22 protein-coding genes are annotated in these 21,594 nt (G+C 64.4%); 15 read left to right on the top strand and 7 right to left on the bottom strand.

Going from position 1 to position 21,594, the window contains the following annotated elements:
- Positions 1–9: 9 nt before the first annotated feature.
- Both trpB and FG93_RS13195 read right to left on the bottom strand, forming a co-directional pair.
- On the bottom strand, positions 10–1,227 hold the full coding sequence (gene trpB, locus FG93_RS13200; protein ID WP_043234980.1) for a tryptophan synthase subunit beta: 1,218 nt from the start codon (positions 1,225–1,227) through the stop codon (positions 10–12).
- On the bottom strand, positions 1,224–1,910 hold the full coding sequence (locus FG93_RS13195; protein WP_043234978.1) for a phosphoribosylanthranilate isomerase: 687 nt from the start codon (positions 1,908–1,910) through the stop codon (positions 1,224–1,226). Before FG93_RS13195 ends, trpB begins: the two co-directional genes overlap by 4 nt.
- A 152-nt stretch (positions 1,911–2,062) precedes the next feature.
- Between FG93_RS13195 and FG93_RS13190 the strand changes: the two genes are divergently transcribed.
- From FG93_RS13190 to FG93_RS13170, 5 genes are all read left to right on the top strand, one after another.
- On the top strand, positions 2,063–3,367 hold the full coding sequence (locus FG93_RS13190) for a TAXI family TRAP transporter solute-binding subunit (RefSeq protein WP_043234977.1): 1,305 nt from the start codon (positions 2,063–2,065) through the stop codon (positions 3,365–3,367).
- Positions 3,368–3,451: 84 nt separating this feature from the next.
- Complete coding sequence (locus FG93_RS13185) at positions 3,452–3,757, top strand: autorepressor SdpR family transcription factor (protein ID WP_043234976.1); 306 nt, start codon at positions 3,452–3,454, stop codon at positions 3,755–3,757.
- The gene (locus tag FG93_RS13180) at positions 3,754–4,485 is read left to right on the top strand and encodes an SdpI family protein (protein ID WP_043234974.1); all 732 of its coding nucleotides are present in this window, start codon (positions 3,754–3,756) and stop codon (positions 4,483–4,485) included. The genes FG93_RS13185 and FG93_RS13180 overlap by 4 nt, the downstream gene beginning before the upstream one ends.
- Positions 4,486–4,587: 102 nt before the next feature.
- A complete protein-coding gene (gene typA / locus FG93_RS13175; RefSeq protein ID WP_043234973.1) occupies positions 4,588–6,411 on the top strand; it encodes a translational GTPase TypA in 1,824 nt (607 codons plus the stop codon).
- Positions 6,412–6,584: 173 nt separating this feature from the next.
- Entirely contained in the window at positions 6,585–7,523 is a 939-nt protein-coding gene (locus FG93_RS13170) for an aldo/keto reductase (protein WP_043235138.1), read from the top strand.
- Between the two features lie 135 nt (positions 7,524–7,658).
- Here FG93_RS13170 and FG93_RS13165 read toward each other — a convergent pair whose 3' ends face one another.
- Complete coding sequence (locus FG93_RS13165; protein ID WP_043234971.1) at positions 7,659–8,324, bottom strand: nitroreductase family protein; 666 nt, start codon at positions 8,322–8,324, stop codon at positions 7,659–7,661.
- Positions 8,325–8,419: 95 nt separating this feature from the next.
- Between FG93_RS13165 and polA the strand changes: the two genes are divergently transcribed.
- The 5 genes from polA to FG93_RS13140 all read left to right on the top strand — a co-directional run bounded on the left by polA (position 8,420) and on the right by FG93_RS13140 (position 15,077).
- A complete protein-coding gene (gene polA, locus FG93_RS13160) occupies positions 8,420–11,461 on the top strand; it encodes a DNA polymerase I (protein ID WP_043235137.1) in 3,042 nt (1,013 codons plus the stop codon).
- 86 nt (positions 11,462–11,547) lie between these two features.
- Complete coding sequence (locus FG93_RS13155; RefSeq protein WP_043234970.1) at positions 11,548–12,681, top strand: AI-2E family transporter; 1,134 nt, start codon at positions 11,548–11,550, stop codon at positions 12,679–12,681.
- Positions 12,682–12,795: 114 nt separating this feature from the next.
- Positions 12,796–13,158: a DUF883 C-terminal domain-containing protein gene (locus FG93_RS13150; RefSeq protein ID WP_043234968.1), complete on the top strand. Its 363-nt coding sequence runs from the start codon at positions 12,796–12,798 to the stop codon at positions 13,156–13,158.
- Positions 13,159–13,210: 52 nt separating this feature from the next.
- Positions 13,211–13,588, top strand: coding sequence for a hypothetical protein (locus FG93_RS13145; protein ID WP_152579423.1), 378 nt, complete (start codon positions 13,211–13,213; stop codon positions 13,586–13,588).
- Between the two features lie 118 nt (positions 13,589–13,706).
- On the top strand, positions 13,707–15,077 hold the full coding sequence (locus tag FG93_RS13140) for a sensor histidine kinase (RefSeq protein ID WP_081881515.1): 1,371 nt from the start codon (positions 13,707–13,709) through the stop codon (positions 15,075–15,077).
- Positions 15,078–15,136: 59 nt separating this feature from the next.
- On the opposite strand, the gene FG93_RS13135 is transcribed toward FG93_RS13140, so the two are convergent.
- Both FG93_RS13135 and FG93_RS13130 read right to left on the bottom strand, forming a co-directional pair.
- Complete coding sequence (locus FG93_RS13135; RefSeq protein WP_052513709.1) at positions 15,137–15,496, bottom strand: response regulator; 360 nt, start codon at positions 15,494–15,496, stop codon at positions 15,137–15,139.
- Between the two features lie 195 nt (positions 15,497–15,691).
- Positions 15,692–16,201: a DUF992 domain-containing protein gene (locus FG93_RS13130; RefSeq protein ID WP_052513708.1), complete on the bottom strand. Its 510-nt coding sequence runs from the start codon at positions 16,199–16,201 to the stop codon at positions 15,692–15,694.
- A gap of 120 nt (positions 16,202–16,321) precedes the next feature.
- Between FG93_RS13130 and FG93_RS13125 the strand changes: the two genes are divergently transcribed.
- The gene (locus tag FG93_RS13125) at positions 16,322–16,576 is read left to right on the top strand and encodes a hypothetical protein (RefSeq protein WP_152579422.1); all 255 of its coding nucleotides are present in this window, start codon (positions 16,322–16,324) and stop codon (positions 16,574–16,576) included.
- Positions 16,577–16,593: 17 nt separating this feature from the next.
- On the opposite strand, the gene FG93_RS31205 is transcribed toward FG93_RS13125, so the two are convergent.
- On the bottom strand, positions 16,594–17,439 hold the full coding sequence (locus FG93_RS31205) for an extensin family protein (RefSeq protein WP_052513707.1): 846 nt from the start codon (positions 17,437–17,439) through the stop codon (positions 16,594–16,596).
- 338 nt (positions 17,440–17,777) lie between these two features.
- On the opposite strand from FG93_RS31205, the gene FG93_RS31820 reads away from it, so the two are divergent.
- Positions 17,778–17,948 carry a DUF1328 family protein gene (locus FG93_RS31820; RefSeq protein WP_043234963.1) on the top strand — a complete coding sequence of 57 codons (171 nt, stop codon included), beginning with the start codon at positions 17,778–17,780 and terminating at the stop codon, positions 17,946–17,948.
- 183 nt (positions 17,949–18,131) lie between these two features.
- Here the strand turns inward: FG93_RS31820 and FG93_RS13110 are convergent, their stop codons facing one another.
- Positions 18,132–18,944 carry a response regulator gene (locus FG93_RS13110; RefSeq protein ID WP_043234962.1) on the bottom strand — a complete coding sequence of 271 codons (813 nt, stop codon included), beginning with the start codon at positions 18,942–18,944 and terminating at the stop codon, positions 18,132–18,134.
- A 237-nt stretch (positions 18,945–19,181) separates the two neighbouring features.
- Between FG93_RS13110 and FG93_RS13105 the strand changes: the two genes are divergently transcribed.
- Genes FG93_RS13105 through FG93_RS13095 form a run of 3 tightly spaced genes read left to right on the top strand, consistent with a single transcriptional unit; the run spans position 19,182 to position 21,593 of the window.
- Positions 19,182–19,400: a NepR family anti-sigma factor gene (locus tag FG93_RS13105; protein WP_043234960.1), complete on the top strand. Its 219-nt coding sequence runs from the start codon at positions 19,182–19,184 to the stop codon at positions 19,398–19,400.
- Entirely contained in the window at positions 19,387–19,947 is a 561-nt protein-coding gene (locus tag FG93_RS13100) for a sigma-70 family RNA polymerase sigma factor (protein WP_043234959.1), read from the top strand. The genes FG93_RS13105 and FG93_RS13100 overlap by 14 nt, the downstream gene beginning before the upstream one ends.
- A complete protein-coding gene (locus FG93_RS13095) occupies positions 19,947–21,593 on the top strand; it encodes a sensor histidine kinase (protein ID WP_043234957.1) in 1,647 nt (548 codons plus the stop codon). The genes FG93_RS13100 and FG93_RS13095 overlap by 1 nt, the downstream gene beginning before the upstream one ends.
- Position 21,594 lies beyond the last annotated feature (1 nt).

The raw sequence follows: 21,594 nt of genomic DNA, 5'->3' as shown, positions 1-21,594 counted from the left end.
GGGCCGGCATCACCGTCCCGCCAGAATCTCCGCCACTTGCGGAATATCCTTGTCGCCGCGACCGGAGAGGTTGACCACCATGAGGTGATCCTTCGGCTTTTGCGGCGCAAGCTCCGCTACACGAGCAAGCGCATGTGCCGATTCCAAGGCGGGAATGATGCCTTCCAGCTTGGAGATGAGCTGGAAGGCCTCCAGCGCCTCCTCGTCCGTGGCGGACAGGTATTTGACCCGGCCGACATCGTTGAGCCAGGAATGCTCCGGCCCGATGCCGGGATAGTCGAGACCGGCCGAGATCGAGTGCGCATCCTTGATCTGCCCGTCATCATCCATCAGCAGATAGGTGCGGTTGCCGTGCAGTACGCCGGGCCGCCCCCCCGTCAGCGAGGCCGCATGCAGGCCGCTCGGGATGCCGTGCCCAGCCGCCTCGACGCCATAGATCTCGACCGTGGGATCGTCGAGGAAGGGATGAAACAGCCCCATCGCATTCGAGCCCCCGCCAATGCAGGCGATCAGCGAATCCGGCAGGCGCCCCTCGAGTTCCTGCATCTGCTCGCGCGTTTCCTTGCCGATGATCGACTGGAAGTCGCGAACCATGGCCGGATAGGGATGCGGGCCGGCCACCGTACCGATGCAGTAGAAGGTCGTCGCGACGTTGGTGACCCAGTCGCGCAAGGCCTCGTTCATCGCATCCTTGAGCGTCTTGGTTCCGGATTCGACCGGCACCACGGTGGCGCCCAGCATCTGCATGCGAAAGACGTTCGGCGCCTGACGGGCGACGTCGACCGCGCCCATATAAACGATGCATTCGAGGCCATAACGCGCGCACAGCGTCGCGGTGGCGACGCCGTGCTGACCGGCGCCGGTCTCGGCAATGATGCGCTTCTTGCCCATGCGCCGCGCCAGCAGGATCTGGCCGAGCACGTTGTTCACCTTGTGCGAGCCGGTGTGATTCAGCTCTTCGCGCTTGAGATAGATCCTTGCGCCACCGAAATGATCTGTCAGGCGCTCAGCCAGATAGAGCGGCGACGGCCGGCCGACATAGTGCTTGAGGCCGCCGGCCATCTCGGCGTGATAGGCGGGATCGACCTTGGCGGCGTCATAGGCCTGTTCGAGCTCCAGGATCAGGGGCATCAACGTTTCGGCGACGAAACGACCCCCGAACATGCCGAAACGGCCGTTCTCGTCGGGCCCGGAACGAAAGGTATTCGGATTGCGGGGCGCGTTCATGTCGGGCCTGCCTTCTTCAAATCCTGCGCCGCCTGACGCGCGGCAGCGATGAAATCCCTGATCCGGCCGATATCCTTGACGCCGGGGGCGCCTTCGACGCCGGACGACACATCGACCCCGGCAGGCCGGGCAATGCGGATGGCATCGGCAACATTCGCCGGATCGAGGCCGCCCGATAGCATGAAGCGCGAAGCCGGGTCGAGGCCGGACAGGATCGTCCAGTCGAAGGGCCGGCCATGGCCGCCCGGATAGGCGGCATCCTTCGGCGGCTTGGCATCGAGCAGGATGCGGTCCGTCACGGCGACATAAGACGACATGGCGGCAAGGTCGGACGGCGAAGCGACACCAAGCGCCTTCATCATGCGAAGCCCGGTCGCAGCCTTGAGCGCCAGCACCTGCTCCGGCGTCTCGCTGCCATGCAGCTGAAGCCAGTCCGGCCTGAGCGTGTCTGCGAGTTCCCTTGCCCGCGCCACATCGTAATCCACGATCAGGGCCACGATCTCGGCGCGGCCGCGCGCCATCTCGGCGAGCGCAACCGCACGAGCCATATCGACGAAGCGCGGGCTCTTCGGGTGGAAGACAAGCCCGACCATGTCGGCACCGGCAGCGAGCGCCGCCGCCATCGTCTCACGCGTGGAGAGACCGCAAATCTTGATCGTGAAGGCATCGGGGCTTTGCGACATTCCCCGGCAATAGGACATCTGCAACGGGCCCGGCAACCTCCGTGTCCTCGCCCGCCCATGCCCTCTTGCGGCGCGCCCCACTTGCGACATGATCACAAGCGAAGCCAAGTTCGTCGCGGGGGCGGCGGCAGAACGGTCAGGATTGGTCCGGCATGGGGCGGCGCGGTTTCATGGCTCTGGCGGGCCTGCTGGCGATCTTCGGCGTCGCCGCTTCGGCCTTCTACGTCCTGAACCAACCGCGGACGCTCAGGCTCGCCGTCGGTCCGCTCGGATCGGAAGACGCGCGCATGGCCGCTGGCTTCGTGCAGGGGCTCAGTCGCGAAAAATCCTCGATCCGGCTGCGCCTGATCCTGACGGACGGCTCCGAGGAGAGCGCCAAGCGCGTCGACAATGGCCAGGCCGATCTCGCCATCATCCGCTCCGATATCGCCCTGCCGGAGAACGCCGACACGGCCCTGATCACGCGCCGCACCTTTCCCTTCCTGATCACCAACAAGGAAACCGCGATCGGGCGTATCGCCGATCTGCGCCGACACAGGATCGGCGTGGTGCGCAATCCGGCCGGCAATATCACGCTGCTCAAGCGCGTGCTGGCGCAATACGAGGTCACGCCGGAGGAGGTCGAGATCGTCGGGCTGACCTCCGAGGAAATCGTACCCGCTGCCCGCGAGCGCAGGATCGATGCCTTCTTTTCGATTAACGCCGTCGGCTCACGCATCAACAATGACGGCCTGAGCAAACTCAAATCGGCCTGGGGAGACGACCCGGTCCTCATCCCGATCAGTGCCGCGGATGCGATCACCGCCCGCCACAGATCGATCGAAACCGGGGTGATCGTGCGCGGAGCACTCGGCGGAGACCCGCCACGCCCCTCGGAGAGCCTGACGACGATCTCCGTCACCTCGCGACTGGTTGCCGCCCAGAGCCTCGACGACACCATTGTCGGGGATCTGGTCAAGGATCTGCTCGCGCTGCGGCTGACGCTGGCAGCCGAACTCCCTTCGATACAGGGCCTGGAAACGCCTTCAACCGACAAGGACACGCCGCTGCCGGTTCATCCTGGCGCGGCCGCCTTCATCGACGGCGATCAGGAAACCTTCTTCGAGCGCTATGGCGACTGGTTCTATCTGGGCGTGATGGCGCTCTCGCTGCTTGGCACCGGCTTCGCCGGCCTGCTCAGCCATGACAGCGCGCTGCGCCGGCGCAAGGCCATGGCGGGGCTCGACCGGCTTGTCGCGATGCTCTCGGCCATCCGCTCCGAACAGGACCAGACCGCCCTCCAGGATTTCGAGCGCACGGCCGATGCGATCCTGGCCGAAGTGCTCTCGAGCTTTTCGAGTGGCCACGTCGACGCCAGCGGCCTCGCCGCCTATCGGCTGGCCATGGATCAGGTCGGGCGCGCCGTGGCCGAGCGCAGGCAGATTCTGCTCGACGCCGAGGACACGCCGGCAGGGTGATCCGGCTGCTGCGAGCCACCGTCATGGCGGCATAGGCAAGCAGCGGCGCTTGCGTCTATTTTGGTAATTTGCTAAATAACGAAAATGAATTTGGTCTTCAAAGCCCTCTCCGACCCGACACGCCGTGAAATCCTGCGGCTGCTGCGCGAGCGCGACATGACGGCCGGAGAGATCGCCGCCCGCTTCAACCTCGCCAAACCCACCTTATCCGGCCATTTCGCTGTATTGCGAGAGGCGGACCTGATCCAGAGCGACAAGCTCGGCACCACCATCACCTACCGCCTGAACCTGTCCGTGCTGGAAGAGGCGATGTGCCTGTTCCTCGACCATTTCGGCCTCGCTCTCGAACCCAGGCCTCGCACGGCCACCGCAAAGGACGCTCAATCATGATCCGCTCCGCCATGACCCTGAGCCTTGTCGTCCTCTGCAGCATGCTGGCCGCGTCGGCCGTTGCGCTGATGCACGTGTCGCCTGATGCCCGGATCGCCATTCATTTCGGAATCGATGGCCAGCCAGATGGCTTCGCCGAGCCTTGGATGGCGTTCCTGAGCCTGCCCGCCATCGCAGCGCTCGTCACCGTGCTGTTTGCCCTGCTTCCGCAACTGGAGCCGCGCGCCGGCAACCTTGCCCGCTCCGGCAAGGCCTACACCGCGACCTGGAATGCCGTCGTGCTCGTGCTCGCTGCGTGCCACGCGCTTCTGATTGCCCACGCGCTCGGATTTGCGGCCGATGTTCCGCGCTTGGTGACTGCGATGCTCGGCCTCTTCCTGATCGCCACCGGCAATGTCGCAGGCAAGACGCGCTCGATGCTGCTATTTGGCGTCAGAACGCCGTGGACGCTGTCGGACGAGCGGATCTGGCAAAGGACCCACAGGCTCTACGGCTGGGGCTCCGTCTGCCTCGGCCTTGCCCTCGTCGGCCTCTCGCTTGGCGCCGCGGCGCCTCTCGTCCTGGCCACAGCCACGTTGCTCGGCCTTGCCATCCTGATCGCCGGAACCTTCAGCTATTCCTATTGGGTCTGGCGGCAATTGCAGGCCCCCCGCCCGCTGAGATTCACGCGCCAGCGCTGCCCCTGTTGCCGGGCGGCTGTCGATCAAGGTTGCCCAAACGCCCTCTAGCGTTTATGTGCAGCGCAACGAATTCCAGAACCCCATACGAAAGTGAACTGCGCCGGCCGGGCTTTCCGCGCCGGCTCGCGGTCCTGAAAAGGTACCCCACGCATGTCCATGCGCAATATCGCCATCATCGCCCACGTCGATCATGGCAAGACGACACTGGTCGACAAGCTGCTCCAGCAGTCGGGTACCTATCGCGAAAACCAGCGCGTGATCGAGCGCGTGATGGATTCCAACGAGCTCGAAAAGGAACGCGGCATCACCATCCTGGCCAAGGCCACCTCGGTGGTCTGGAAGGATACGCGTATCAACATCGTCGACACCCCAGGCCACGCCGATTTCGGCGGCGAGGTCGAGCGCATCCTGAACATGGTCGACTCCGCCATCGTGCTGGTCGACGCGGCCGAGGGCCCGATGCCGCAGACCAAGTTCGTGGTTTCCAAGGCGCTGAAGCTCGGCCTGCGTCCGATCGTGGCGATCAACAAGGTCGACAAGCCCGACGCCCGCGTCCAGGAAGTCATCAACGAGGTCTTCGATCTCTTCGCCGCGCTCGACGCCAATGACGAGCAGCTCGATTTCCCGATCCTCTACGGTTCGGGCAAGCAGGGCTGGATGGCGCATGATCCGGCAGGTCCGCAGGACCAGGGCCTGGCCCCGATGTACGACCTGATCCTCAGCCATGTGCCCGAGCCGCGCATCGAGGAAGGCCCGTTCCGGATGCTCGGCACGCTGCTCGAGGCCAATCCCTATCTCGGCCGCATCATCACCGGCCGCGTCGTCTCCGGCACTGCCAAGCCAAACCAGACCATCAAGGTGCTGTCGGGCGACGGCACCGTCGTCGAGACCGGCCGCATCAGCAAGATCCTGGCCTTCCGCGGCCTCGAGCGCACGCCGATCGAGGAAGCCATTCCCGGCGACATCGTCTCGATCGCCGGCCTGGTGAAGGGCTCGGTCGCCGACACCTTCTGCGATCCGTCGGTCGAGACCGCGATCAAGGCGCAGCCGATCGACCCGCCGACCGTCTCGATGACCTTCATGGTCAACGATTCGCCGCTGGCCGGCACCGAGGGCGACAAGGTCACGACCCGCGTCATCCGCGACCGGCTCCTGAAGGAGGCCGAGGGCAATGTCGCGCTCAAGGTCGAGGAAGCCACCGACAAGGACAGCTACATCGTCTCCGGCCGCGGCGAATTGCAGCTTGCCATCCTGATCGAGCAGATGCGCCGCGAGGGCTTCGAGCTCGGCGTCTCGCGCCCCCGCGTCGTGCTGAAGCGCGGCGAGGACGGCCAGCTGCTCGAGCCGATCGAAGAGGTCGTGATCGACGTCGACGAGGAGCATTCCGGCGTCGTCGTGCAGAAGATGTCCGAACGCAAGGCCGACATGCTGGAGATGCGGCCTTCGGGCGGCAACCGCCTGCGTCTGGTCTTCCACGCTCCGACCCGCGGCCTGATCGGCTATCAGGGCGAACTTTTGACCGACACCCGCGGCACCGCCATCATGAACCGGTTGTTCCATGACTATCTGCCCTACAAGGGCGAGATCGGCGGGCGCCGCAACGGCGTGCTGATCGCGATGGAGACTGGCGAGGCCGTGGCCTATGCGCTGTGGAACCTCGAGGATCGCGGCCCGATGATGATCGAGCCCGGCTGGAAGGTCTATCAGGGCATGATCGTCGGCGAGCACACCCGCGAGAACGATCTCGAGGTGAACGTGCTCAAGGGCAAGAAGCTCACCAATATCCGCACCACCTCGAAGGACGAGGCCGTGCGCCTGACGCCGCCGATCCGGATGACGCTGGAGCGTTCGCTCGCCTGGATCGACGACGACGAGCTGGTCGAGGTGACGCCGAAGTCGATCCGCCTGCGCAAGGGCGTGCTCGACCCCAACGAGCGCAAGCGCTCCCAGAAGCAAAAGGAAGCAGTGGCGTAACGGCTACTGCACGATGGCCGGGCCCCTCGCCCGGCCATTTTTCGTTGTGAACGGCCTGGCATTCGTGGACCTCTTCGAACCTGCGCCTCGCGCAGCCCGCGAATGACGATAGCGGCGATTGCCACCTCGCCTTGGCTCTGATCCTCTGCCGCCCTCTCTGGGAGGATCACATCATGCTTACCCGCAATCTCGGCCATACCGGCCTGCGCGTTTCGCTCGTCGGCCTCGGCTGCAACAATTTCGGCGGCCGGATCGATCTCGAGGCGGCCCGCAAGGTCGTCGACAAGGCGATCGAGAGCGGCATCACCCTGTTCGACACCGCCGACATCTATGGCGCCCGGGGCGGCTCGGAGACGGCTCTCGGCGAACTCCTCGGAGCGCGCCGCAAGGACATCGTGCTGGCGACCAAGTTCGGCATGGACATGGATGCCGAGGGCATCAAGAAGGGCGGCTCCCGGCGCTATATCGTGGAGGCCGTCGAGGCCTCGCTGAAGCGGCTGAAGACGGACTGGATCGACCTCTACCAGATCCACCGGCCGGACCCGCTGACCCCCATCGAGGAGACGCTGCGTACGCTCGAGGACCTGATCCGGCAGGGCAAGGTGCGCTATATCGGCTGCTCGAATCTGCCGAGCTGGCAGGTCGCCGATGCCTACTGGACGGCACGCAACCATGGCATCGAAGGCTTTGCCTCCTGCCAAGATGAATACAGCCTGCTGGTCCGCGGCGCGGAAAAGGAGCTGATTCCGGCGGCACGTCATTTTGGCATGGGGCTCTTGCCGTATTTCCCGCTCGCCAATGGCCTGCTTACCGGCAAGTACAAGCGCAATCAGCCGATGCCGGACGGCGCGCGCATGACGCGTGAGGCCCAGCGCGCCAACGAGGTCCTGACCGAGGCGAACTGGCAGAAGACCGAGAAGCTCTCCGCCTTCTGCGAGAAGCACGGCAAGACGATGGTCGAGCTGGCCTTCTCCTGGCTGGCGGCTCAGCCGGTCGTTTCCAGCGTGATCGCGGGCGCCACCAGGCCCGAGCAGATCGAAGCCAATGTGAAGGCTGCGGGCTGGAAGCTCAACGCCGAGGAGCTGGCAGAGATCGACGCAATCACCGCATAAGCTGCCGGAGGCTTTGGGCCGAGCCATGTCCCGTCATGGCCAGGCTTGCCCCGACCATGCACGTCCTCGCCGGTCGAGGCCCGTGTTCAGGGCCTTGATGCTCGCCGAAGTCGCCAGCATCAAGGTCCGCCGCCCTCACAGGAAACTCGCGATCTCCTCCAGCGGCTTCTTGCCGATCGCGGGAACGACGCAATCGTCGGCGGGATAGCCGACGACGAGCAGGATCAGCGCCTTCTCGTTGTCGGGCCGCCCGCAAATCTCGTTCAGGAAATTCATCGGCGCCGGCGTATGGGTCAGGGTCGCGAGCCCGGCATCGTGCAGCGCCGCAATCAGGAAGCCGGTCGCGATGCCGACCGATTCCGGAACGTAATAGTGCTTCACCTTGCGGCCCTGCGCATCATAGCCCCAGCGTTGCGCAAAGATCGCGATCAACCAGGGCGCCTTTTCGAGGAAGGGCTTGTTGTCGTCGGTGCCAAGATGAGAAAGCGCATCGAGCCACTCCTCGCCGGCACGACCGGCATAGAAGGCGCGCTCTTCCTCTTCCGCTCCCTCGCGGATCAGCCTCTTGCGCTCGGGATCGGAGATGCAGACGAAGGTCCAGGGCTGCTGGTTCGCGCCGGACGGAGCGGTTCCGGCAACGCGAACCGCCATCTCGATCAGTTCGCGTGGCACCGGCCGCTGCGAATAGTCGCGCACCGTGCGGCGCTTGCGCATGCGGGCGAGGAAGGCCTCGGCGCGCCCCTGCATCTGATCCTCGGGAACACCCTCGAAAACCAGAGGCATGGTGACGTAGGGACTCATGACGTTTCGCTCCTGACGTGTTTTGGCGCAGCTTGCTGCGAATCGCGCCCCGGATGCAATGGACCCGGCCGCGCGCCCCGCATAAGGTCCGCGCCATGAGCACGACCGCACCAGACCTCAAGCCCGGCGACCATCTCTTTCTCGTCGACGGCTCCAACTTCATCTTCCGCGCCTATTTCCAGTCGATCAATCAGGACCGGAAGTATCTTTCGCGCTCGGATGGGCTACCCTCCGGCGCGGTCAGGCTGTTTGCGACCAAGCTCTTCCAGTTCGTGCGCGAGGGCGTGCTCGGCGTGAAGCCGACCCACCTCGCCATCGTCTTCGACAAGACCGAGAACTCGTTCCGCAAGGCGCTCTACCCGGCCTACAAGGGCAACCGCTCCGAGCCTCCGGCTGACCTGATCCCGCAATTCCCGCTGATGCGCGAGGCGGTGCGTGCCTTTGGCCTGATCCCGGTCGAGCAGGATGTCTACGAGGCCGACGATCTGATCGCGACCTATGCAAAACAGGCGCGCGAGGCCGGCGCCGACGTGCTGATCGTCTCGGCCGACAAGGATCTGATGCAGCTCGTCCGGCCGGGCGTCGCCATGTACGATCCTGCCTCCGGGGATGCCTCCAAGGGCAAGGGCTTTCGTGCCGAGCGCAAGATCGGCGAGCCCGAGGTGGTCGAGTATTTCGGCGTGACGCCCGACAAGGTCGTCGACGTGCAGGCGCTTGCCGGCGATGCGACCGACAATGTGCCGGGCGCGCCCGGCATCGGCATCAAGACCGCTGCCCAGCTCATCGGCGAGTTCGGCGATCTCGAGACGCTGCTGGCGCGCGCCGGCGAGATCAAGCAGCCGAAGCGCCGGGAGACGCTGACCAACCCCGACGTGGTCGAGAAGGTCCGCATCTCGCACAAGCTCGTCACTCTGGTCGACGATGTCGCGGTCGAGACGCCGCTTGCCGACCTGACACTGAGCCAGCCCGATCCGGCCAGGCTCGTCGCCTTCCTCAAGGCCATGGAATTCACCACGATCACGAAGCGCGTTGCCGAGGCCTACGAGGTCGATGTCGCAGCGGTCGACCCTGACCCGGCGCTGGCGCCGGGTGGATCGCGCGCAGCCGAACTCAAGGCGCTCTACGCCGGCACGGATGCACCGGCCGGTGACGCCATCGCTGCCACGACCGGCGGAACGGCCGCTGTTCCGGGCTCAGGACAGGCACCAGCCGCCCGAGCAGCCGTTGCGGATGGCTGGATGAAGCCGGCCGATCTCGTGGCGCAGCGGCGCGACGAGGTCGCGAAGCAGCCGATCGACCGCTCGACCTATGAATGTGTGCGCACGCTCGCCGATCTCCAGCGCTGGATCGCCTGGTCCTATGAGGCCGGCCAGGTCGCGCTCGACACTGAAACGAACTCGCTCGATGCGATGCAGGCCGATCTCGTCGGCATCTCGCTCGCCGTCGCGCCCGGCCGGGCCTGCTATGTCCCGTTGCAGCATCGCGGCGGCACCGACCTGTTCGGCGGCGGCATGCTGGATGGCCAGATTCCGCTCACCGACGCAATCGCGGCGCTGAAGCCGCTGCTAGCCGATGCCGGCGTGCTGAAGATCGGTCAGAACCTGAAATACGACCTTCTCGTCCTGCAGCGTCATGGGCTCGCAATGTCCCCGATCGAGGACACGATGCTGATCTCCTATGCGCTCGATGCCGGCAATAACAGCCATGGCATGGACAAGCTCTCGGAGCTGCATCTGGGCCACGAGACCATCCCCTATTCGCAGGTCGCGGGCACCGGCAAGGCGCAGGTGACTTTCGACAAGGTCGATCTGGAGAAGGCGACCGCCTATGCTGCAGAAGATGCCGACGTCACCTTGCGGCTCTGGCGCACGCTGAGGCCGCGGCTGACGGCCGAGAGCAAGATCACGGTCTACGAGACACTCGAGCGCCCGCTGGTCGCCGTGCTCGCACGCATGGAAAGCCGCGGCATCGCCATCGACCGTCAGATCCTGTCGCGGCTCTCGGGTGATTTCGCACAAGGGCTCGCGCGCCTCGAGGACGAGATCTACGAACTCGCCGGCGAGAAGTTCACGATCGGCAGCCCGAAGCAGCTCGGCGACATTCTGTTCGGCAAGATGGGCCTCGCGGGCGCCAAGAAGACCGCGACGGGGCAATGGGCGACGGGCGCCGGCGTGTTGGAAGATCTCGCGGAGCAGGGCCATCCGCTGCCGTCGAAGATCCTGGAATGGCGCCAGCTCGCCAAGCTGAAATCAACCTATACCGATTCACTGCCAGCCTACGTGAACCCGGCGACCAACCGGGTGCACACGTCCTATGCCCTGGCCGCGACGACGACGGGTCGGCTCTCCTCCTCGGAGCCCAATCTGCAGAACATCCCGATCCGCACCGAGGCCGGCCGCAAGATCCGCACCGCCTTCATTCCGGAGAGGGGTCACAAACTGATCTCGGCCGATTATAGCCAGATCGAACTGCGCCTTCTCGCCCATATCGCCGACATCCCGCAGCTCCGGCAGGCTTTTGCCGACGGCATCGACATCCACGCCATGACCGCGTCGGAAATGTTTGGCGTGCCGGTCGCAGGCATGCCGAGCGAGGTGCGCCGCCGCGCCAAGGCCATCAATTTCGGCATCATCTACGGCATCTCGGCCTTCGGCCTCGCCAATCAGCTCGGCATCGGGCGCGAGGAGGCGGGCGCCTATATCCGCAAGTATTTCGAGCGCTTCCCAGGCATCCGCGACTATATGGATCAGACCAAGACGACGGTCAGGGCGAACGGCCATGTCACCACGATCTTCGGCCGCGTCTGCCATTTCCCGGCCGTCGCCTCGAAGAACCCATCCGAGCGCGCCTTCGTCGAGCGGCAGGCGATCAACGCACCGATCCAGGGCTCAGCTGCCGACATCATCCGCCGCGCCATGATCCGGATGGAAGGGGCGCTGACTGAGGCCAGGCTCGACGCCCGCATGCTGCTGCAGGTGCACGACGAACTCGTCTTCGAGGTGCCAGACGCTCAGGTCGAGGCGACCCTGCCGGTGATCACCAAGGTGATGGTCGAGGCGCCGCACCCGGCGGTGCAATTGCGGGTGCCACTCCAGGTCGATGCCCGCGCAGCCGGCAACTGGGACGAAGCACACTGAGCACCGGCACAACCGAACCGGAACCAGAGCGGCCGCAGTGACGTTATCGTTCCGTCGTGCCTTGGGGGCGCGGGGGGAAGCGCTACATGCTCAGCAACTCGGCCTGGAGGCCTTTTCCGCGCTACATGGCGGAGCCTGAGGTCGTCGAGGAAGACAATGGCCGCAGCGTCACGCCTCATGAGCATGACCTGATCCTGCGTTATGCCATCGTCGGCATTTTCGTGATCCTGGCCACCGCGGCACTCTCCATCACCAAGGTCATCGCCCTGCCGGTCACTGCGGGAGTGATCTTCGGCCTTGTGCTCGGCCCGGTCGTCGACTGGCTGGTGCGCCATGGCGTGCCGCAGCTCTTGGCGGCCTTCCTCGTGGTCCTTGTCGGCGTGCTGCTGCTGCTGGGTTCTCTGACCGTGCTGGCGGTGCCGATCGCAACCTGGATCGATCAGTTCCCGGCCATGCTGGCCGGGCTGCGCTCAAAGCTCGCCGGCGTTCTTGTCTTCATGGACGAATTCAAGAAGACGGCAGCCAGTCTCTCCGGCAAGAGCGGCGTTGAACTGAACGTCTCACAAGGCAACCCGCTCTTCGACATCGCGCTCGGTTCCTCCACTGCTGCCGGCGGGCTGCTGATCTTCGTGGCGACGGTGTATTTCTGGCTGGCGACACGCCGACATTTCAAGGCGCGCGTTCTCAGGCTCTGCCTCGGCCATGGCGCACGCCGATCCGCCGGATCCTTCTTCGAGGAGATCGAAGTGCGGGTGGCCCGCTATTTCGGCCTTGTCACGCTGATCAACCTCGGCATGGGCCTGGCCTCGATGGCGATCGCCTGGCTCGCGGGGCTTCCCTTCCCGGTGTTCTGGGGCGCACTTGCCTTCCTCCTCAACTATCTCGCCTTCATTGGTCCGATCATCGTCACGGTGATGCTGTTTGCCGGCGCATTGCTCGATGCGCCATCGCTCCTCATCGCAGTCTGGCCGGCGGCCGCCTATTATGTGCTCCATCTTCTCGAAGGGAATGCGATCACGCCGATCTTCGTTGGCGGCAAGCTGACGGTGTCGCCCTTCCTGGTCTTCATCGGCTTCATCTTCTGGCTCTGGCTCTGGGGGCCGGTCGGCGCGGTGCTCTCGACTCCGATCCTGCTCGTTGCCATGGTGGCGCAAGAGGAGTTCGCGCGGTATCGCAAGGCGCAGCTTGACGAAGCCGGCGACGAGACCAAACCGGCTTAACGGCCGAGCTGGTCACCGAGCAGCTCGCGGAACCGGAGCGATAATGGCGCGTTGCCACCATGACGCGTCGATTTCTCGACTGACCCGGTTTTCCAGACACAGGGAACGACAGACATGGCCAAGACGCCCACTTCCGCGAAGCGTCAGGCGGAGACTTCCGTCAAGAGCGCCGGGGATGAGATCGCAGCCGGTGCCGACGGCATCGCCAAGCGCGCAGCCACGGCGGGCCGCCGCATCCGCTCCGAAGCCGAGAATACCCAGGAGAGCCTGTCGCGGAGTGCCGAGGATCTCGCTGCCACGGTCAGCGACAAGCTCAGGGCGGTCGGCGTCGATACCGACAAGATGGTCGACGTCGCCAAGGAGCAGGCGACAGAGCTGCAGCGCCTGATCGTCGCGGAAATTCAGGAGCGCCCGTTGCGCGCGCTTGGCGTCGCCGCGGCTGTCGGACTGTTCGTCGGCTTCCTTTCGGCCCGCTGAAATCATGATTGGGGGGCTGGGAGCGCTTCTGGCGTCGGAAATCCGCGGCAGGGTGAAGCGTAATATCGTCGTCTACGGCCTGTACGGGCTAGCGGCCCTGCTGATGATCTGCGCCGCCGGCTTTGCACTCGGCGCCCTGCATGCGGTGCTGGAGCAGCTTTACGGCAAGGTCCAGGCGAGCCTGATCATCGCAGGCGGGCTTGTCATTGCCGGTCTGCTGATCTTCGCGATCGCGGCCTTCATCAGCAGCCGTCGCCGGCCGGCCCCACCGCTCGCTGCAACTGCTCTGGCCGCAGCCCCGATCGCCGCCTCGCTGCTGACCTCTCGCAAGAAGTGGAGCGCCGCTCTCGTCGGCGGCGTGGTGATCCTGGGCGCGATCCTCGGACGTCAGCTCTTCAAGGGGGACGGCGGACCCGACGGAGAGAGCTGAGACCCTCGCTACCCGAGTCCGCTCGCGGCGGCCTCATAGGCGCTGTGCGCCGCCGAGCATGGACGAATCCTGTCTTTTTACATAGGGATTGTGACTTCGGTCGGCTATCACGGTGCCCATGTCCGCCCAAGCAAGGCCGCAAGGCCCGATCCTTTTGTCGCCATTGCCGACGCTGGCCCGGCGGCTGCGCTCCGCGACCACGACCATTGCCGCCATCACGGTCGTCGGCGTTGCGATCATCCTGGCGGCCTGGATCAATTCGCAAGCGATCGACACCTCGCGCGAGGTCGCTCACTCGGTCGAGATCCGCGAACGGGCAGAACGCCTGCTCGGGCATGTCCGGGATGCTGAAACCGGACAGCGCGGTTATCTGCTGACGGGTACCGCAACCTACCTCGCCCCGTTTACCACAGGGCGCGCCGCCGCTCCTTCCGATCTCGAGGTGCTGGAGCGTCTCGTCTCCGACAACAAGCAGCAGAGCGAGCGGTTGGCGCTGGTCCGCGCCCAGATTGCCCGCAAGTTCGAGGAACTCGACGCAACCGTGACGCTTGCGCGCGAAGGCCGGCAGGCTGAAGCGCTGGCGCTTATCCGCGATGGCCATGGCATTGCGGCGATGGAAGAGCTGCGCGGGACGATCCAGCAGATTCAGCTCGCCGAGAACATCAAGCTCGTCGCTTTAAGCCGCAGCGAGGAGCGTCGGCGGCTCTGGGCCAGCATCGGGATCGTGGTGGCACTGGCCGGTCTCGCATTCGCGGCGTGGCTGCAAGTGCGAGCCCGCCAGCGCCGCTCCGCAGCGCTCGCGATGACCAATGCGGAACTCGAACGGATCGTCGGCGAGCGCACACAGCAGCTCGAAGGCGAGCGATTGCGCATCGAGGCGCTGCTGCGCGACGTCAACCACCGCGTCGGGAACAACCTCGCCATGGTTTCCGCTCTGCTCAATGTACAGAGCCGGCAGACGCGGGAGCCAGCGGTCAAGACGGCCCTCGCCGAGGCGCAATCGCGCATCCAGGCGATCGCCGCCGGGCAGCGCCGGCTGCGTCTCGACATCGAGACCGACGAGATCGACGCCCGCCCCTATATGGAGGACCTGCTGGACGAGATCGGCAAGGCGGCCGAAGGTCGACCGATCACGATCGATCTCGAAATGGATTCGATCCGCCTGCCCGGGCGCGACGCAGTCTCCTTCGTGGTGATCGTCAACGAGCTCGTCACCAACGCGATCAAGCATGCATTTCCGGGGAACATGACCGGGCGGGTCGTCATTCGCTTCGGCAGAGGTGATGATGCGGAAGCGCCGACCCTCATCCTGACGATCGAAGATGACGGCGTTGGAATGCCGCCCCGGGCCGAAGCCAAGGGGCTCGGCCAGACGGTCATTGCAAGCCTGTTGCGCAGCATGCGGGCGACCATGGATATCGCCGCCCGCACCCCGGGCACAGAGCGCCCTGGGACACGGGTCACCCTGATATTCCCCAAGAGGGACTGAGCTGAACGAGGGACTGAGCTGACCACGCGAACTGCCCTGGGCAGAACCCCAGGGGGCTGTCAGTGCGCCTTCAATGCGCGTGATACGAAGCTGGCAATCTCGCGCGTCGAGAATGGCTTGCGCAGAAAGCGCACCTGGCGCAACGCGTCGGGCACATCGCCTGGTGTCGCGCCGGACACAAACGCGATCGGCGTACCCCGGCTCAGCAGGCTTCTGGCAACGTCGAAGGTCTTGCCGCCAACAACGTCGATGTCCAGCAACGCGCAGGAAACCGGCGAACCGATGGCGCGCCGAGCCTCCTCGACGGAACCGACGATGATAAGCTCGGCATCCTCGCCGAGCTTATCCATCACGGCATACTCGATATCCATCGCGATGAAAGGGTCGTCCTCGACGATCAGGATGCGGATCTGGCTCATCAATCCCGCGTCCTTTCTCGATCTGCCATTGATCTATCGCGCTCTGGCGGAGGAACGCGGCGAAGCATGGCCTTGTTCCGGCACGCGGGACGCACCGCGACGGAAAGCTTCAAATTGAACTAAACATGGGGCAAGAAGGTTAGCGAAGCGTAACCCTCTCAAAAAGCCTCTCGGTCGCGAGGAAACAGGGCGGCGTCAGCGACGCCCGCGCGATGAAGACGGGACGAGCGAAAGCTCGAGACCCGTAACGCCAACAGCAACATTGAAGCCACGCAGGTTTTGCAGCGAGAGGGGTTGCAGCATGACATCCTTATCGACGCCACCAATGAGCATGTTCGCCGATCCTCCCGCTCCCGCCGAAGCGCCGGCGCTCGCACCAACATAAGTGCCTGCCAAAGCTCCCAAGGGGGCCCGCGCATAAGGTCCAAAGACGCGCCAGGCCATGGTGCTGCGCTTGAACGTGCCGACATCGAGCCCGAAATTGCGCACAATGCCGGCATAGCGCTGGATGGGCCCGCGGCGCGGCGTAAAGCGGCACTCCATTGGCTTCTGCGACGTCACGATGAGGCTGAGCCCCCCGCCGACATGGCAGTTGAGCCGACCTGCCGGAGCTCCGCTCTGCGCACTGGCAGCCGTTGAAAGAGAGCTCAACACGGCAACGCAGAGCGCGGTTGCGGCGGCAATTTTGGCAGACCGATGGATCATGACGAATCTCCTGACAACATGGTTACCAAAAAATGCCGCAATAGCTCCACAGTTCCCGATCAGTCTGGAACCTAAGCAGGAGCGTTGCGTTCCAATTCCGCCCCTGGACGGAAACGTGAGATGTTCACTCGTATTGGCCCACCTCTGCAAGCGACGCTGATGCCGACGGGCAGCGAGCCGGATCGGCTCCCTCCCTTTTGGGAACTTGAGGATCTGATTGCGTCGGGGCTCGACCAGAGCACGGCGCTCAATATCCTCGCGCTACGGCGCGCGCAGGCCGAACCCGGCCGGGCACCGGCCGCTCTGTATCGCCCGGGCGACCCTTGGCGGTTCAACCGCGTCGAACTCGACGAAGTCTCCGACAGCGTCGCTTGAGCGCCGGCGCCCCCCGGTCACTGGCAGAAGCGCGTCGAGGCGGAGCGGCGCGGCTGGATATCGACATGAAGATGATTGGCATGGGCGGCGTCGGAGCCGGGGCCTAGGCTCGTAGCGAAAGCTCCGCAAGCCGATTGCCTCACCGCCTTCAGGAAGCGGTCCTGGGCCAAGCCAGCCGGCTTCTCGACCATGACACGAACACCGCCCGAACGCTCCTCGCCCATGACGAAGGCGAAGATGTCGAGTGCCTGTCCCGTCGCATGCTCGCTGAGCGGGCCAGCCGTCGAGCGGTTGCGCCGACGACACTCATGGCCGCCCCCGACCTGAAGGCGCGAGAGATCCTGCCCAAAATAACCTCGGGCGAGGGGCTGGATCGTGTCATCAAGCCACTGGGAAACCCGCGTCGCCATGGCACAGCTGATCGTGACCGGCGGCGCGAAGACAACTGTTCCCGGCCCGTCAGCCGCGCGATAGGCAAGCGCCTCCACCACGATCGGCTCCTGCACCTGGCAGGTTGATTCCGTTGCCCGGTATTGCATCGCATCGGGCTGGCGAATGCGATTGCCCGCAACGGCTGCCAACGCCCGCATGCAGGCGCTCTCACCGGGCGCACTGGAAGTGACGGATGGCTGCGCTTCGCGAGGCTTCGCAGGTGACTGTTCCGAGGGAACCGGCACTGCTGCAGGCGACGGTAGCGCCAGATCCTTCGGCCGCAGTGGCGGCAAGCCGGCGGGCGCAGGGCGCGTCTCAGCCTTTGCCCCGGAGGCCGCTTCGGCCTGGGAGAGCGTGAAAAAGGAGACAATCGCGACCACCGCGCCAATGCCGCATAATGCCGCGAACTGCCTCATGCGCTTGGCCGTCATCCGGGCATCTCCCTCCTTGTACGGGCCCCTCATCACGATTTCAGAGGGACGGGCAAAAGTGGCGCAGCGACGAGAAACAAGGGCCAGACCTTGAGTGGCCATTTCGCTTTCTACGTTTCGGCCAAATAACCAGATACCGCCGATGCAAGCAAAAGGCACCAATCCGGAACAACTTTGTCACTCACAGCGCACTTCACGTTTCATAACGTACCATTAGCTAACGTAGAGCGCGTAAAACTTGTTCCTCCCGACATTCTTATGCCCGGGCAGTCAAGCTGGAATTTTTGCAACGGCAGAACCGTTGCTTCAAAATCTATGCTGAATTCTGAGGATTCTCGATGTCCGGGTGGACCGTGACATTTCTGATCGCTGCGCTTGTCGCAGGGATGCCGGCCTTTGGTGGCGTGCCAGGGCTGGCGATGGTGGCAGCAAGAATCGTCTTCTTCGCTGCGCTCGTGGCTGCGGCGGTCACCGGCCTGATTGCAATGAGCAAGGGGCGGCGGTCGTGAGCCGACCAGGCGCCAGGAGAGACCAGGCGCCAGGAGAGATGTCATGAAATGGATTGCGCCGATGATCGTCGCGTTGCCGTTTCCGGCACTTCTGATCGCCTATTTTCTGGGGTGGTAAGGCGCATGAGAAAGAGGTCCGGGGCGCCACGGCGCCGCGGACCCCGCTGTTCGAGTGAACCCAAGTCAGGCGGCCTTGCGTCCCGCGCGCCGATCAAAGAACAGCGCCTGGCTGATCGCCGCCTTCACCGCCTCCGGCTGGAACGGCTTGGTGATCAGGAAGGCAGGCTCGGGCCGGTCTCCGGTCAGAAGCCGTTCCGGATAGGCCGTAATAAAGATCACCGGGACGTCGATGGCGCTCAGGATCTCATTGACGGCCTCAAGGCCGGAACTGCCGTCAGCAAGCTGGATATCGGCCAACACCAGGCCCGGTCGCTTCTTCGCGACCGACGCGATCGCCTCGCGATGGGTCCGGGCGACGCCGGTCACCGTATGTCCGAGCTCCTCGACCATCGTTTCGATATCGAGCGCGATGATGGGCTCGTCTTCGATGATCAGCACATCTGTCGCGACCTGATCGGCGATTTCCTGCCCGGCGACCTGGACGAGATTTGCCACCTCCGCCGCCGAGACCTCCATGATCGCAGAGACCTCGTCGAGCGAAAAGCCCTCGACCGTGCGCAGCAGGAAAGCCTGCCTGGGACGTGGGGTCAGCGCGCTGAGATTGCGCTCGGCCGATGAGCGCTCGACGGCGCCCGAAGAAGACTGGCCGCCCGAAGAAGGCTGGTTGTTGATGCCGACCGAAGACCAGAGCTTCAGGAAAGTCCTGTACAGTCCGGTGCGGGTATCGACGTCGCGCGGAAAGGAGTTCGGATCGACGACCAGCGCTTCGAGCATCTCAACGACATAGGCATCGCCGCTCGCCTGAGTGCCGTTCAAAGCTCGCGCGAAGCGGCGCAGATAGGGCAAATGCGGGGCAATTTCCTTCGCAACCGACATTGACGGGTCCTTCTTCAACCTACCGAAAGTGAGCACCCGCAACGTGTTTCTGACAAGTAATTTATTTTACGATTTGCCTGGAACTTTTCTGAAACTCGACCGTTATCTGGCCGCATACGTGTCAATGATGCTCCCGGCTGATCTTGATCGGCCGGGATTGGAAAGTCGGTTGAACAGGGCAATCCGCCGCCCCCTGGAAGAGCGGAGCGGCGTCGGCGCGAGGGTATGATGAGTGGTATGAAGATCGAGATGCCAGAGTCAAACGGAGGCGACGAGCCGGATTTCGAAGCCATTCTGGATCCCAGGGTTCAGGAATCGATTGGCCGTTCGCTGAAAGCGCATTACGACGATCTGATCAACGCACCCATTCCCGACAAATTCCTGGTTCTGCTGGCGCAGCTGGAAGCCAAGGAAAGCCGTTCATCCGCTGAGGAAGCAAGCGATGAGCGCCCCTGAATTCAAGGACGGTCTGATCAAGGAAATCCCGAACCTGCGTGCCTTCGCGGCGTCGCTTTCGGGTTCGATGCAGCTCGCTGACGATCTGGTCCAGGATACTCTGCTCAAAGCCTGGGGCAATTCGGACAAGTTCGAACCGGGCACCAGCCTGCGCGCTTGGCTCTTCACCATCCTGCGCAACACCTACTACTCGCTCTACCGCAAGCGCGGCCGCGAGGTGCAGGACAGTGAAGGCACCTATGCCGAGCGCATGGCCGTGCATGGCAATCAGGAAAGCCATCTCGATCTTGCCGATTTTCGCAAGGCCCTGGCCAAGCTGCCCGAGGAGCAGCGCGAAGTGCTGATCATGGTCGGCGCAACGGGCCTCTCCTATGAGGAGGCCGCTGAGATCTGCGGCGTCGCGATCGGCACCATCAAGAGCCGCGTCAACAGGGCGCGTACCAAGCTTGCGGAGCTGCTGTCGATCAAAGGTCTCGATGACCTCGGGCCCGATCGTCAGAGTGCAGCGGCGGTTCACAGGACCAGCTCCGAACCCATCCGACCCTAATGCGACTGGCGCGGTTCAAGACCGTCCGCGGCAGGCTTCTCGCCCTGCTGGTCGCAATTGCGTTGCCAATCGCCTGCCTGTCGGCGATCGCCGCGATCACGACCTATCGGACGGTCATTGCTTCGATTCAGAGTTTCCAGATCCGCACGGCGGACGACTATGCGGTACGCGCGCGTGTCTGGTATCGCGGCGCCTTGCGCTCGCTGCTGACGGTGGGCGCAGCAGCGGGCACGTCGAGCACCGGAGATTGCGATGCGGCCGCCCACGAAGTTCTGAAGCGGGTGACCGGCTACAGCGCGCTTCACCTCAAGATGCGCAACGGCGAAATCTGCTCGGTCTCGCTCGATCCGTCCGTTACCGCCGCCAAGCTTGCCGCAACCGCAGAGCGACTGAGCGCCAAACCACCGGTCCGCATCTGGGCGGGCACAGAACTGGCGATCGTGCGCTATGACGATGTGATCCTCGATCAGCAACGCTATCTCGCGGTCTATGCTCACAGCAATGACCCCGAACAGCTCACCCAGGAAGCTCTGCTGCTCGCGGAGCCCGACCTTCTCAACAAGGTCTTCGATCTCGGCGAGAGCGATAAGAACCTTGCGGTCGCACTGATCCATCGTGGCAGCGGAATTGTCACCAGCCGAGGAGCGGATGAAGGCGACGAGTCCTGGCTACCGGCTCAGGAAGTGGTGCCCGACGTCAAGGCGCGCTGGGAGGCGGCAAGCAGGGCTGGCCCCAGCCGCGCCTATGCCGCCCGCATGGTTGCCGAGCCGGACCTCTATGTGATCGCGAGTTTCGACAACGCAGCGGAGCGTGCAGCCCAGACGCAGTTCCTCATTCTGCTGCTGACCCCGCTCCTCACACTCGCCCTGCTCTGCTTCGTCTACCTGCGCGCAATCGACCGGCATTGCGTGCGCTGGCTGCGCGGCCTCGAAGCGGCAGCCAGGGCGCGTGCGAAACTGTCGAGCGCCCGGGCCCCGGTCGCGGCGGACATGCCGAGCGACATGCGCAGCGTGGCGGAGGCCTTCAACACCATGGTCGAGGAGGAGGAGATGCGACAGCGCAAGCTCTCCAACGCCCTCGACGACAATCGCTTCCTGGTCCGCGAGCTGCATCATCGGGTGAAGAACAGCCTCCAGGTCGTCCAGAGTTATATCGGGTTGACCAAGCGCGATTCTCGCGGCGAAGCCAGACTTGCGCTCGCCGACGCCGAATGCCGCGTCCACGTCCTCTCGGCAGCCTATCGCTTCACACTCGCCGACGGAGAAATGCAGCCGGTTCGCGTCGACCTGTTCCTCGACGACGTCATGACGATGATCTCGAACCTCATCCGCCGCCGCGACCAGGGCGTCATGAGTCGAATCGAGACGATGTCGTCACTTTCTGTCGACCGGATCATTCCGCTCGGCTTCCTGATCGTCGACGTGGTGGGGCGCGCCTTGCGCCACGGCCCGGGCCTCACCGTGACCGTCACGGCTGCCGATATCGGTCGGGAAATCATTGAAATCAGCATCGAGGCTGATCGCGAGATCGACCATGCCGAGCCACCCAGGCTCTTTGCTGGTCTGCTGACACAGATCGTGGCCACCGAGGTCTCCGCGCCGGGCGGGCGCTCATTGGGCTCCTGGCGTATCGTGCATCGTGACTGAG

This window comes from Allobosea sp. LC85 (genome assembly GCF_000735605.1).
GTDB lineage: Bacteria > Pseudomonadota > Alphaproteobacteria > Rhizobiales > Beijerinckiaceae > Allobosea.
The sequence above is the reverse complement of the archived record's forward strand: the minus strand, read 5'-3'. Positions and strand labels throughout refer to the sequence as shown.